Raw genomic sequence first — 14,103 nt, 5'->3', positions numbered from 1 at the left:
AAATTCTTTTTAATATTTTTTTTCATTTACACTGCTTGTTTATTAGAACTTTATGCATGTTATTTTTGGGGTGTCTAAATTGGAATAATCCTGTGCATTAACGCCTCGTATTGTCCCTGAGATTGACGCTTAAGCGCTATTAGTATGGGTTTGTAGGACCTGTTATCGCTACGAACTACAAAAAATTAAGCAACATTTAGCTCCGCCCATTTCCGCTTAATTACTCAATAAAAATATTCAGAAAATGTATGTAACTTTTTTAGGACGTAAATAACGTTATTGTTTTCATCTCCTATTTAAAAAAGACCGTTAATTTCCTGTTTCGCAGTACCCTTGAATTGTCAATTTATAATCTATTTGAGAAATGTGCAATGGTTCTTAATTTCAAATTAAGAATGGCACGAGTATAATCGTATAAAACTAAATCGTTTGATGTACTTAAGTTAAAATGATTTAGTTTAAATTTACACCTGCTTGTTTGGAAAATAGCGCAAGCAGTTTTATGTCAAACACTATGATAAAATTATTTTTTAAAGCCCTGGTGCTGCTCATGCTGCCCTTAGTGATCGCAGCGCAAGATAAAAAATTGGTCAATTATGTCTCGCCGATTATTGGGACAGCGAAGATGGGACATACTTTTCCCGGAGCGACGGTGCCGTTTGGTGCAATTCAACTTAGTCCCGACACGGATACTATACCCTATGCAGTTGATGATCGATATAATGGTGAGGTTTATCGTTATTGCGCCGGTTATCAATATGATGACCCCACGATTGTAGGTTTTAGTCATACCCATTTTAGTGGTACAGGACATTCTGATTTAGGTGACTTGGTGGCAATGCCGACGGTCGGGGAAGTGCAGCTCAACCCAGGTACGGCGGATAAACCTGAAACGGGATATCGGTCAGCGTATTCACATAGTAAGGAGCTGGCACAGGCCAATTATTACAAGGTGATGTTGGAAGAACCTAAGGTTCTGGCAGAATTAACCACCTCCGAGCGTGTAGGATTCCATCGTTATACTTTCCCTAAATCAGATCAGTCACATATTATTCTTGATTTTAAATCTGCTATTTATAACTATGACCAAAAGAATATTTGGACTGTTGTGCGGGTTTTGAATGATTCTGTTGCTACAGGGTATATGCAAAGCAGTGGATGGGCACGTACAAGGACAGTGTATTTTGCAGTAACATTTTCTAAACCCTTTAAGAACTATGGGGCTTCATCGACGCGTGAGAAGGTACCGTATCAAGGGTTTTGGCGTAAGTTTAATCAAAACGAAAATTTCCCTGACATCGCTGGCCAGAAGATCGCGATGCACTTTGATTTCGACACCCAAGACCAAGAGCAGATACAAATGAAGATCGCGATAAGTCCGGTGAGTATGAAGAACGCGCTTGCTAATATGGAGGCCGAGATTCCAGATTGGGATTTTGAGCGTGTAAAATATGCTGGCCAGGCATTATGGGAAGCGGAACTACAAAAGATCAAAGTCGACCTATTGGAGGAAGATGATTATGTAAACTTCTATACGGCAATGTACCACGCGGCTCTCATGCCTACTGTCTATATGGATGTGAATGGTGAATACAAGGGCTTGGATCACGAAGTGCATAAAGCCGATGGTTTTGTAAATTATACCTCCTTTTCACTTTGGGATACCTTTAGAGCGTTTCACCCTTACCTTAATTTGATTAACCCAGAACGAAATGCCGATATGGTTTCTTCGATGATGGCGCACTATGATCAGAGCGTTTTAAAAATGCTTCCGATATGGTCACATTATGCAAACGATAATTGGTGTATGAGTGGATACCATTCGGTTTCGGTTATTGCAGATGCTATTCTAAAAGGCGTCTACAAAGGGGATGCTCGGGCGGCCCTCGCGGCTTGCGTGCAAACGGCTAATACAAGAAATTATGAAGGGATTGGGGAATATATTGACTACGGGTATGTGCCCGATGAGGTGTCAGGAACTTCGGTGTCCAATACATTAGAATATGCGTACGACGACTGGTGTATTGCACAGTTGGCTAAACATCTCGACGTCCAAGATGTGTATGACACATTTATAAAACGCTCCGAAAATTGGCGAAATTTATATGATGCTAATATTGGGTTTATGCGACCTAAAGATACTAACGGAAAATTTAGAGAGGAGTTCGATGTTTTGGAGACCCACGGACAAGGGTTTATCGAAGGAAACACGTGGAATTATAGTCTTTATGTGCCCCATAATCCCGTTGCTTTAATCGAAACTATGGGTGGTAAAACACAGTTTCAAACTTATTTGGATTCTTTATTTTCAATGCACCTGCCGGATAAATTTTTCGCCAACACGGAGGACATTACACGAGAGGGAATTATCGGGAACTACGTCCACGGCAACGAGCCGTCTCATCATGTCGTGTATTTATACAACATCGCAGGTGCGCCCTGGAAAGCACAGTCGCGAATTCGTATGATAATGGATAATCAATATCATACCGGACATGACGGATTAGGTGGTAATGATGATTGTGGTCAGATGAGCGCTTGGTATATTTTTAATGCCTTAGGTTTCTATCCGGTTAGTCCTGCTTCAGACGAATATTGGATCGGAAGTCCGATCGTTAAATCAGCCACTATGCACCTCGGGGAAGGTAAAATTTTCCAGGTGGAGGCCGTTAACCAGAGTGAAAAAAATGTATACGTCAAACAGGTGAAATTAAATGGTAAAACGGTAAATGATTTCAAAATTAAACATTCAGAGATCGTGAACGGTGGTAAGTTAACATTTGTAATGAGCAGCAAACCAAGCAAAAGATAATTTCCACGCCATCTTTAACAAACGAAGGGCCGGTATCAATGATACGGCCCTTCGTTTATTTATTTTAGAAATGAAGTGTTTGGTGAGCGATCTAACGCCTAACAAATCGTTCTAAAGTTATTTCTATCACCTAATAACCTGGGTTCTGTTCCCAATTTGTGTTCACGTTAAGTACGCTCGTTGGGAGCGGGAAAATTCGGCGGAACTTTTCTGTAAATCCAGCGGTATATAAGGATTTAAAACCCCAATTGTCTTCAAATTTACCGAAACGGATCAAATCATTTCGTCTCCATGATTCATCTGTAAATTCGCGTGCTCTTTCATCAAGTAGATCCTCGAGCGTAGGCTCTGTGGTGAACTCAGGTGCCCCGACATAATTTCGGATCTGATTGATTAGTGTGCGTGCTGTCTCACCAGCAGTCGGCGTTGCTCCGCGTAAAATAGCTTCTGCTTTCATCAGTAACACATCTGCATAACGAAAGATTGGCACATCGTTACTTTGACTGCGATTGTTTGCTGCGGTAACCTCGACGTCCATATAGAATTTGATCGACCTGTAGCCCATCGATCGTCCCTTTAGGTCATTTCCTCCATTAAGCGTTGGCCCTCCATCGGGGCGGAGAGTAATCTCTTTGCTCGTTTCTAAGTGCCATTCAAATGTGTCGTTAGCATCACCTCCACTATAGTCTTGATCAATTCCCTTTTTGGATGTTGTTATTAAAAAAGGTCGATTCAGGTCGGGGCCGTAATCTGACCAATAGTATTGCAGCCCACCAATATAAATGTCGTTTCGTTGATCGCCTTCTAGATTAAATTTTTCGAGAAAAGTGGGCAGGACCCTTAGCGTTCCGGCCACACTTTGAGGAAGGGGTGCAAACTGGTTTTGCCCATTACGGTGAATCCAATAGCGCGTATAGGTCATTCCCTGTTGCTTTTCACGATCATAGGGAACGGCGAAAATAAAATCTTTAATTTGAGGTCCGTTATCTGGTCTGAATTTTTCTAGGTATTTATGACTATCCAAATTGTAGAACCCCGATTCAATGATGTCGTCACACATGGCAATAACATTGGACAATTTCTCATTTCTGACCCCAGGCATATAACTCGCTACATCGGAAGCGGTATAGACGGCCCAATTCAAATACAGTTTCGCTAAAAGAGCGTCTGCCATGTAACGTGTTGCTTGTCCGTAATTGGCAACAGTAACATCTGCGGGTAGTCGATCACGGATTTCGAGCAGCTCTGATTCGATGAAATGACATATTTCAGAACGGGAAGATCGATCTGGAATTTGGTCAACCTTTCCAGTGATCAAAGGGACGTCGCCGAAATTATCCATGAGAATAAAGTAGTAAAATGCACGCATAGCACGCATCGGCGCAGCCGTTTCACTCTGATCATCACCAAATATTGCTAGGACATTATTGGCTAGGTTGATACCGTTCATTGCATCATTCCACATCCCAGGTATGATTCCATTATCCGCCGTCCAGTTGTGCACATGTAGCTCGCGGAAGCGCCCCCCGTCGTAATAATCTGTTCCCAGCGCAAGGCTGACTGCTTCATCGGAAGTCAACGTTTGTGACATCCAGTGGTTATAACCCAATGCCCGGCGATACGCCGCATAGACATCAGCTGAAATTGCCTCCGCTGCGCGTTCGGATGTCGGGAATTCTGTATATTGTGATTTGATGTCAACATCTAAATCGGTGCATGAAGACAGCGTGAACGCTAATGCGACGGCTGATATATATCGTGTATATTTTATTGGTTTCATAGTTCTTCTATTAGCTTTATAATGTTAAATTGACACCGAACATGAACGTGCGGGTGCGTGGATATACTTGACGATTGTCAATCCCAGGGGTGAGGCCACCTAAATCAACTTCAGGATCTATCCCCTTGTATCCGGTGATGACAAAAGCATTGTTTACACTTGCATAAATGCGTAGCGATTTGATTTGCGAGGAGATTTTAGGGAGATTGTAAGATAACGATAGGTTCGCTAAGCGTAGGTAATCGCCATTCATTAAGTATCGATCAGAAAGATAATGTGCATTTATGTCCGTCATCTTCTCGGTATTTACAACATCTGCAAGTACGTTTTTCATACCGGCATTTCCGACGACATTGGAGTGACGTGCTCTTGTCGCATTCATTATTTTATTGCCAAACACCCCTTGGAACATCGCGTTAAGCGTAAGGTTTTTATAGGCCAAGTTGTTACTCCAACCCAAAGTAAATTTAGGCTGTCCTAGGCCCGTAGCGGCGCGATCTTTGAAAGTCGGTGTGATCGTTGTTTCCCCTGTGCGCTCCCCCGTGTTCTCATCACGCTCATAGAATGTTGATATTCCTTCTTCATTGTAACCAGCCCATTCCCACGTATAAAACTGACCGATGGGAGATCCTTCCACTAACCGTTGTTGAAACGCGCTACTCTGACCGGCTCCCCCCAGATCTGATAGGTCAATGTAATCGACTGAAAATTCTTGGTTAGAAATTCCCTTCACTATATTTTTATTGTGCGAAGCGACAATCCCTGTATTCCATGTGAAATTTGTGTTTTTTACAGGTACTACGTTTAGCGCGAGTTCAATACCTTTATTGTTGACTTCGCCCACGTTTGCCGTAAGTGATTCATATAGATATTTGGTGGTGGAAACCGCATAGTCATAGATTAAATCGGTTGTATTTTTGTCATATACTTCCAAGGTACCGTTTAGCCGATTATTAAATAAGCCAAAATCAACACCGAGGTTGAGCATCCCGGTACGCTCCCAACGCAATTCTTCATTTGCATTGCGTAACGCAGCTAAAGTACGTAACTGATTTCCCAAAGCGTCAGTGTAAAAGCTTGACGTCGCACCGTAAACCTGTCTGGCGGTAAAGACATCGAACCCCATCGAGTTTCCACTCACTCCGTATCCTGCACGTAACTTCAAATCATTGAAGGCGGATCCTTGCATGAATGGTTCGTCAGAGATACGCCATGCTGCCGAAATCGAAGGGAACGTCGCCCACCGATTGTTTTGTCCGAAGGCAGAAGAACCGTCCCGGCGTAGGGTTGCTTGGAATAGATACTTGCTGTTATAGGTGTAGTTTATACGGCCGTAAACTGATATCATTCGAAGCGTCGATAGGTAATAATCGCCAAAGCCAAGCAGGTCAACGACATTTGCCATCCCCGGATTGTAATAACTTAAACCATCATCGTAGTAATCAGAGGTCGTGAGTTGAAAGCCATCATTGTTGTTGTTCTCTTCCCAGGAGTAACCAGCTAGAACAGATACTTTGTGGCGCTCCCGAAACGTTTTGTCGTACGCAAGGTTCATTTCTAATATTTTACGATCATCCTCGACAGCAGCACGAATAGACTTGCCATTTTGATTTCGTGCGGCCATGGAGGCTCTTGTATAGTACTGCGAATTGTTAATTTGTCGGTTCTGCATCGATAAGTCGATGTTGTATGTTAGACTGGGTAAAATTTCGTAGCCTAGTTTCGCGTGCGCTTGGATTACCTTCGTCTTGGTGAAGTTTGTATTCTCTTTTATTAACGATACGGGATTTACGTACTGGGAACGATCGGTCTTTTCGAACCAACTTCCGTTGTCATTTTTTACCGGAGAGACGGGTAAATAATAATACATGGCGTCGTAGACGCTTACGCCATCACCAAGTGCCAGTACATCGTTTTGTTTGGTAATACTGGTGTTGAGGTTGAACGATGCACTTAATTTGTCGTTCAATGCTTTAGTTTGAACAAATCCACGTCCTATTTGACGGGCCATATCCGTGCCTTCGATAATACCGTTGTTTTGCAATGTATTTACACTAGCACTGTATTGCGTCGTTTCGGTTCCGCCCAATAAAGAAATGTTATGGTTGTTCGAAATCCCGGTTCGCTGGACCTCCTTTTGCCAGTTGGTGTTGGCGCCTAGATCATCGGTCGGCTCCATGGAAAATCCGTTATCATTAATAAATGAACGGTACTGATCACCGTCCATCATGTCGTATTGTTTTGCGACCTTATCGACTGCCAGGTAGCCATTGTAATTTATACTCGTCTGCCCATTTTCGCTACGCTTGGTAGTGACGATAATAACCCCATTTGCTGCCTTGGAACCGTAAATAGCGGTTGCCGAAGCATCGCGAAGTACATCGATACTCGCGATGTCATCTGGTGCCACCAAGCTTAATGAAGCGCCGGGAACACCGTCAATTACGTAATAAGGTTCCATAGCTTCGCCCGACCGAAGCGTGGATGAGCCTCGTAAGGTAACCGAAGGCGTATTATTAGGGTTGCTGTTGTTGGAAGAAACGGTTAATCCGGGAACCTTCCCCTGTAGCAACTGCGCAGGGGAGGTGAACACACCGTCATTCATGTCTTCTCGTTTGATCGTCGTGATGGAACTGGTAAGGTCTTTACGAGAAATCGTTCCGTAACCGATCATGACTTCTTCGATGGTGGTGGTTAACTGCTGCAGCTTGACGCTAAGGGCAATTGTTTGGTTTTGTTGAATTTGATAGCCCGATAATGTATCAGTTTTGTAGCCGACAGAACTGAAGATAAATTGATAAGGGCCTCCCAAAGGTAGATTTCGGAAGTTAAATAACCCATTGTTTGAGGAACTTGTCGTGAAATGCTGATCCGTTCCTTGATGCGTTGCTTTTATACTCACTCCGGATAGAAATTCGCCGGATTCATTTTGGGTGGCTCCTTTGACCTGTTCCTGCTGGGCATTCGAGTGCGCAGCGATCGCAACAAGAAAGGTCGCCAACAGCATTCTTTTTTTGAGCTGGTACTTGTAGTTAAACATGGTGTTTTAATTATAGGTTTTATTTTACTGTTTTTTACGTGTAATGATGTAACTGTTTTGGTCTTCTTTCTTGTATTCGAGGTCGTTGATATGGCAAATCAGGGTTAACACATCGTTTAGATTTTCCATGTCGACATCTATCAGCCCCGTATATTTGATATGGGAAATATCGGTTCCTTGAATTTGGATATTTGTGTGATATACATTTTCTAATAGGTCGAAAACCTCGGTAATTGGCCTGTTGTCGATGCGAATGGCACTTCGATTAGCCACATCAGCAAGTGCGGCGAATTTATGTACCGGTTGTGCCTCTTTGAGGGCTTCAGTTTTGTGTAGCTGGTCTATATGATTCGAACGGCGATCATAGGTTAAACGGTCTCCTTTGTGTTCAAGGTATATATCTTGGAATCGAGTGGTGGCGGAGAGGGATGCAACGACCACTTTTCCTGAATGAAGCTCCACGGAGGTGTGTTCGGCGCCGCTACCGGTGTTTATTGTGAAACTTGTACCTAGCGCTGTCGTTTTTGTACCTCCAGCGTATACACTAAAGGGTCTCCATTTATCTTTTTTTACCTTAAAAAGGGCTTTCCCTATGAGTCGGATTTCTCTAGGTCCATGGTACGGTGAGATGCGGTACTCGATGCTACTATTGGTAAATACTTTTATAATCGAACTGTCCGGAAGTGTCACGGTTTTGGCTGTATCGTGCGTGTTTATTATTGTGCTCCATTGCTTTATAGTAGGTTGGTCAGTGGAGGCTATCTCGGCTTGCGGGTTGTCTAATGTTCGATACTGATCAACGCCGGTTAAAATCAAAGCGATCACGCATGCGGCAGCGGAATAGGTCAATAGCTGATATATCGTATTGCTTCGCCTTTTTTTTCTAGCTTCATTTTTTTTGGTTTCAAGTAACTGTTGAAAGATATGATCCTCCATTCGCTGTGTGGGAATTTTGTCGACATTCTCGTCGATTTTAAAGCTGGTCCATTGCGTATCTGAAAACAGATCTTCGAGGAACGACGGATCATTCCAGATCGCACGTTTACGATCAGAATCGATAATTTTATCAGGACTTGCTTTCCTGCGTTTTCTTTTTAAGAACCTCATACCTATATTACGCGGCTCACGGTGTGATCCCCTAGTCTGTTTTTTAAAAAAAATATTTATCGGTTATACCATATGTTTTTGAAGGTGTTGTAGCCAAGTGGAAAGGCAGGTGTATAGGTTGTGGAGGGGTGGTCAGAGCATAATGGAATACAAATGCTGTTTTAATTGCACGAGTGCTTTGCCGATATGGTGTTCGACGGTTTTTGGTGAGATGGAAAAAACTTTTGCAATTTCTTTGTGTGTTAGCCCTTCATTCCGACTAAGTTCGAATACTGTACGACGCATCTTCGGCATATTCTCAATATCGTTAGCTAGCAAGCGCAGTAAATCTTTACGTTCAATAGATTCGATCAGACAATCGGTGAATGGTGTATTTGCAGTCAATCCTTCGTGTTTAAAACGTGTGGCTTCCTTTCGTATGATGTCGATCATTACTTGTCTAGCCATTCCAAAGATTTGGACGTTGAGTGGTAAATTCTCTCGTAAAATTTCACGCTGTTTCCATAGCTTGATGAAGGTAAGTTGGGTTACTTCTTCGGAAATGTATGCGGATTTAGTTCGAGAAAACACTAAACCATATATCTGCGCATGATACCGGGTATACACGTCCCTGAAGGCTAGATCGCTATTTTCTTTTAATCCTTTGATATGCTCCATATGTGTGTCCAAAGTTATATTGCGAGCGTATGATCGTTGTTAAGGAAATGTGATACTTTTGTGAAGTTTACTTCAAGCGAAAGCGTGCTAAACATGATTTGGTATAGTCTATAATTTGGTTTTAGCTTACTAATTGGAAAGATACTGCTTTTTTGTCTTAAAATATATCGGTTGAATGTGCGTCTTTCTTGCAGATGAATAAAAGTAGAGCCAATAGGTGATCGCAAAGTTAGATTCAGGGGACGATTATATTTCAGACGCCAAATTATTGAATGTTGGATTAAGTTATGTTCTATGATAATACAGCAGACGATGCTAAGGGAGGTAGAGCTTCATGCGATTTAATGCAATGACTGTAGTAGTGCCCATGATTAAAGACATATGCAAGTACTATAAATAGAGCAGGCTTTGTTTGAAGACACTAGAGAGCGCTTTTGCGGGGGAGGGGCGTCTCTCTAGGGGGGACGGATGTATACAAGCTGTTCGTGATGCACTCTTGGAGCTTGCCCCCGCGGAAATTATTAGACTTAGAGCTTGCTTTCTTTCTTTATTTTTCGTTTCACCGATATTGGCTTGGCTGCCTGTTTTACAGCGTATTGGCGTTCAAGGTATCGTACAACCTCTATGGCAATATCCTTCCCTGTTGCGGCTTCAATACCCTCTAAGCCCGGTGATGAGTTTACTTCAAGAATTAAAGGTCCACGTACGGAAGGAAGCATATCAACGCCGGCGACCGTTAGCCCCATCGCTTTCGCTGCGGAAATCGCTGAGGCTTTCTCATCTCGTGTTAATTTAACGATTTCGGCAGATCCTCCTCGGTGGAGGTTGGAGCGGAACTCACCTTCTTTTGCCGTTCTTTTCATCGCGCCCACTACCTTTCCATCTACAACAAACGCGCGTATATCTGTTCCTTTCGCCTCTTTGATGTATTCTTGTATCAGGATATTATTGCCCAATCCATAAAATGCCTCGATAACCGAGGATGCCGCTTTTTTTGTTTCAGCCAGCACGACACCGATCCCTTGGGTGCCCTCAAGCAATTTAATGACTAGTGGTGCACCGCCAACCATACTAATGAGGTCATCGACATCCGATACTGATCTTGCAAAGCCTGTGATGGGTAATCCCAGTCCTGCTCCCGATAGGATTTGCATGCAACGCAGCTTATCGCGTGATCGGGTAATCGCTTGACTCGGGTTCGCTGATACGACGTCCATTACTTCAAATTGACGAACGATCGCCGACCCATAGAACGTGAGTGAGTTTCCGATTCGCGGAATGATCGCGTCGATATGCGCTAGGTCCTGTCCTCGATAATGTATGGTGGGGTTCCCTTGTTGTATTCCCACATAGCATTTACTATGATCAATTATCTGAGCCTGATGACCCGATGTTTCGATTGCTTCGACAAAGCGCTTAGTTGAATAGAGATTTCTATTGGTCGATAATACGGCGATATTCACTGGATGATTCTTTTAGTGTTTAGAACAGATAAATCTAGTATAAGTTTTAATAGGTGTTTTTAGCAAGTTCTTTTTTAGATACGTCTACTAAAAACTTTCCATTTATAAAGTTCCTGCCAAGCAACATGGGGTAAGACATTGTCGAACGATCCCTTACTGATAATTTTATGTCGAATAAAGTGTCATATAACCTAATTTTGGTTATGAATATATGACGTGTTTCTGCTTGCCCGAATGAATTTTTAACTTCACGCTCCCTGTGGATCAGGAAGGTCAGCGTCATCAGATTTTCTGATTTATGTTCTGGGTGCTTATTGACATAACAACGGATATAGCGATGCCCATTTTTTTCAAACACTTCAAAATGCTCACAGTGAAGTACGGAAGTCTCCGCTCCAGTATCTATTTTAGCATCGATGTTGTATAGACCTAACTCGGGTAGGTCTACTACTTCAATTGCGCCTATTATAGGTTTCTCCTTGAGGACGGCCATGATTAGTCATAAATATACTCACCAAATTCAGACCGAATCGTTACCTTTTTTGTATCTGCTTTTTCAACTCGGCCAACAACTTGAGCGGGGATACCAAACGATTCCGAAATCGCAATAATGCTCTGGGCAATCTCTTGAGGAACATAAAGTTCCATTCGGTGTCCCATGTTGAACACTTTGTACATTTCCTCCCATGGGGTGTTTGATTGTTTTTGTATCAGATTGAAAAGCGGTGGAATGGGGAACAAGTTGTCTTTAATGACATGTACATGGTCTACAAAATGCAATACTTTTGTTTGCGCTCCCCCCGAGCAGTGTACCATCCCGGCGATTTGCTTACGGTACTTGTCTAAGATCGCTTTAATAACGGGTGCATAAGTACGGGTGGGAGAGAGTACTAGTTTTCCGGCCGTAATTTGCTCGCCGGTTTCTACCTGAATTTTCTCAGTTAACTTGCAGTTTCCTGAAAACACGAGCTCGTAAGGAACGGCTGGGTCATAGCTTTCGGGGTACTTTTCCGCAACATATTTGTGGAATACATCGTGGCGGGCGGAGGTTAATCCATTGGACCCCATACCACCGTTATATTCGCGTTCATAGGAGGCCTTCCCCGAAGACGCTAAACCAACAATCACATTTCCTTCCGTGATATTGTGGTTCGAAATTATATCTTCACGCCTCATGCGGCAAGTTACGGTACTATCAACAATGATCGTACGTACTAAATCGCCGACGTCAGCGGTTTCGCCCCCCGTAGAATAAATTCCCAATCCTAATTCGCGTAATTCCGCGAGTATTTCTTCGGTTCCATTAATGATCTCCGCGATAACTTCCCCCGGAATCAGATTTTTGTTTCGACCGATGGTCGATGAGAGTAAGATGTTGTCGACCGCACCAACACAAAGTAGATCGTCGAGATTCATGATGATCGCATCCTGGGCAATGCCGCGCCATACAGATATATCACCCGTTTCCCTCCAGTATACATAAGCTAATGAGGATTTTGTGCCAGCTCCGTCGGCATGCATAATATTACACCAGGCGTCATCTTGGCCTAAAATATCAGGTACGATTTTACAAAAGGCTTTTGGAAATAGTCCTTTGTCAATATTTTTTATCGCATTGTGTACATCCTCTTTTCCAGCGGATACACCTCGTTGGTTGTATTTTAAATCTGACATGTTAGTTGCAAAAATAACAAACACAATGGTATTCTTATAACCTTCTGATTAAAAAGTGTTGCGACTATAACCGAGGGTAGGACCGCTCGTAGCGGTCAAGTCGATTTCTGGTCTTATTTGCTTGGAAAAGTAATCAGTTCATTTATAACTTTCCAAACTTGAATCAGTTGGCTTTTATTACTTCTGGCGTTCGCAGGGCTGGTACTCGGAAGTGTGTGGTAATGAATATCAGTGCGACGCCGATGGTGCCGATCGAACAGCTGCTGCGCTTTTTGACCATTAAATAGAATCGATGAAATCGAAGGATATTGATCAAGCAAGAGTGCGATGTCGTTTGGAACCTCCTGGAGAATGTCCGTGTCCATGCTTCCAGCGCGCTTTGCAGACTTGCAGACGTCCCATAAACAGATACCATTCTTCTGCAGCAGGTCAACACGTTCGTTATAATTCGCGTCATGGTTACCATTCAAAAATGCGGTCATCATGGGCCAAAAGCGATTTTGTGGATGTGCGTAATATTGATTCTCGATTAGTGAGCGGTCTCCAGGCAGACTCCCTAGAATTAATACGCGGGGATCGTGAGCGATTATCGGTGGAAATGATTTCTTGAACATTTATCAAAAATAGCATATTATTTTGGGCTGTTTAATACCTTTGCGCTTTGGTAGTCGTATTATTGTTGGCTAAATTATAGGCCGAGATCATGTAGTACCTTCGACCAATAAAAGGTGAACACAACGGTATGATATGCAAAAGATTATTTTAGCGGCAGCAATGCTTGTAGACCCTTGGGGCAGGTTGCTGAGCGTTCGAAAAAAAACGTCTCGTTATTTTATGATGCCCGGAGGCAAAGTTGAGCCTCATGAAAACCATCAGGAAGCTTTAATTCGAGAACTGGGGGAAGAATTGGGCTTGAAAGTAAAGGTGCAGGAATTACATTTTTTAGGAAATCATACAGCGATAGCTGTAAATGAAAAGAATTCAGTCGTCCACGCGGCTATTTATTTGCTGCGCATAAGTGACTTACACGAAATTCTGCCGCAGTCAGAGATCGAGGAAATCGCCTGGTTAACTAAGACTAATCATCATCGATATAAGCTAGCTCACTTGTTATTGGAGTTTACCTTGCCCCGTTGGTTAAATGATGCCCATCTCAAGTTTTGAATTCCGACAATTCATTCGGAGATGATCACCTATTATCGGGATGGGATGAGTGTGTTGGCGCTGTTTTTGATTTGTTTTGGGAATGATTGTGGAATTATCAACTAGTTGTTTTGAATACCTTATTTTTTAACTTATTCCATTAACTTAATTCTAAATGAAAATTATTAACTTTAATACTGTGCTAAAACGGTCAATTCATTAATTAAAAGTTACAAAACGAAGTGTATGTTGATAAACGTGTGTTAAATTAATATATATTATACAAAATTGAAAATTCACCCCTACATTTTGTTTTTTAACGAAAAATCAAGTGTTAAAAGATGTTAAATAACACTTTTGTGTTATGCTGATTCAGTAGCGTCCTAAACAAAGAAAAAAATGGCGGTGGATTAATACAGCAGGGATT

General features: G+C 42.5%; 10 protein-coding genes. 2 read left to right on the top strand and 8 right to left on the bottom strand.

The features are described 5' to 3' along the window. The first annotated feature begins 514 nt into the window (after positions 1–514). Positions 515–2,812: a GH92 family glycosyl hydrolase gene (locus FM107_RS16780; protein WP_086949641.1), complete on the top strand. Its 2,298-nt coding sequence runs from the start codon at positions 515–517 to the stop codon at positions 2,810–2,812. A 130-nt stretch (positions 2,813–2,942) separates the two neighbouring features. Here FM107_RS16780 and FM107_RS16775 read toward each other — a convergent pair whose 3' ends face one another. From FM107_RS16775 to FM107_RS16740, 8 genes are all read right to left on the bottom strand, one after another. Continuing rightward, positions 2,943–4,592: a RagB/SusD family nutrient uptake outer membrane protein gene (locus FM107_RS16775; protein ID WP_086949640.1), complete on the bottom strand. Its 1,650-nt coding sequence runs from the start codon at positions 4,590–4,592 to the stop codon at positions 2,943–2,945. Between the two features lie 16 nt (positions 4,593–4,608). After that, on the bottom strand, positions 4,609–7,632 hold the full coding sequence (locus FM107_RS16770; protein ID WP_086949639.1) for a SusC/RagA family TonB-linked outer membrane protein: 3,024 nt from the start codon (positions 7,630–7,632) through the stop codon (positions 4,609–4,611). A gap of 24 nt (positions 7,633–7,656) precedes the next feature. After that, a complete protein-coding gene (locus FM107_RS16765; protein ID WP_086949638.1) occupies positions 7,657–8,739 on the bottom strand; it encodes a FecR family protein in 1,083 nt (360 codons plus the stop codon). A gap of 132 nt (positions 8,740–8,871) precedes the next feature. Next, positions 8,872–9,396 (bottom strand): sigma-70 family RNA polymerase sigma factor, encoded by a 525-nt coding sequence (locus FM107_RS16760; protein ID WP_086949637.1) that lies wholly within the window; start codon positions 9,394–9,396, stop codon positions 8,872–8,874. 527 nt (positions 9,397–9,923) lie between these two features. After that, positions 9,924–10,859 (bottom strand): 30S ribosomal protein S6--L-glutamate ligase, encoded by a 936-nt coding sequence (rimK, locus tag FM107_RS16755; protein WP_086949636.1) that lies wholly within the window; start codon positions 10,857–10,859, stop codon positions 9,924–9,926. 46 nt (positions 10,860–10,905) lie between these two features. Next, positions 10,906–11,352: a RimK/LysX family protein gene (locus tag FM107_RS16750; protein ID WP_086949635.1), complete on the bottom strand. Its 447-nt coding sequence runs from the start codon at positions 11,350–11,352 to the stop codon at positions 10,906–10,908. A 2-nt stretch (positions 11,353–11,354) separates the two neighbouring features. Then, the gene (locus FM107_RS16745; protein ID WP_086949634.1) at positions 11,355–12,533 is read right to left on the bottom strand and encodes an AIR synthase related protein; all 1,179 of its coding nucleotides are present in this window, start codon (positions 12,531–12,533) and stop codon (positions 11,355–11,357) included. Between the two features lie 113 nt (positions 12,534–12,646). Next, positions 12,647–13,147, bottom strand: a complete 501-nt coding sequence (locus FM107_RS16740) for a DNA-deoxyinosine glycosylase (RefSeq protein ID WP_086949633.1) — start codon at positions 13,145–13,147, stop codon at positions 12,647–12,649. A gap of 133 nt (positions 13,148–13,280) precedes the next feature. Here FM107_RS16740 and FM107_RS16735 point away from each other — a divergent pair, with 133 nt between their 5' ends. Then, complete coding sequence (locus FM107_RS16735; RefSeq protein ID WP_086949632.1) at positions 13,281–13,697, top strand: NUDIX domain-containing protein; 417 nt, start codon at positions 13,281–13,283, stop codon at positions 13,695–13,697. The last annotated feature ends 406 nt before the right edge of the window (positions 13,698–14,103 follow it).

The sequence above is a fragment of the Sphingobacterium sp. JB170 genome (assembly GCF_900163865.1).
In the GTDB taxonomy this organism is placed as follows: Bacteria; Bacteroidota; Bacteroidia; order Sphingobacteriales; family Sphingobacteriaceae; genus Sphingobacterium.
Note: the sequence above shows the minus strand (reverse complement) of the source record. Positions and strands in the feature narration are given on the sequence as shown.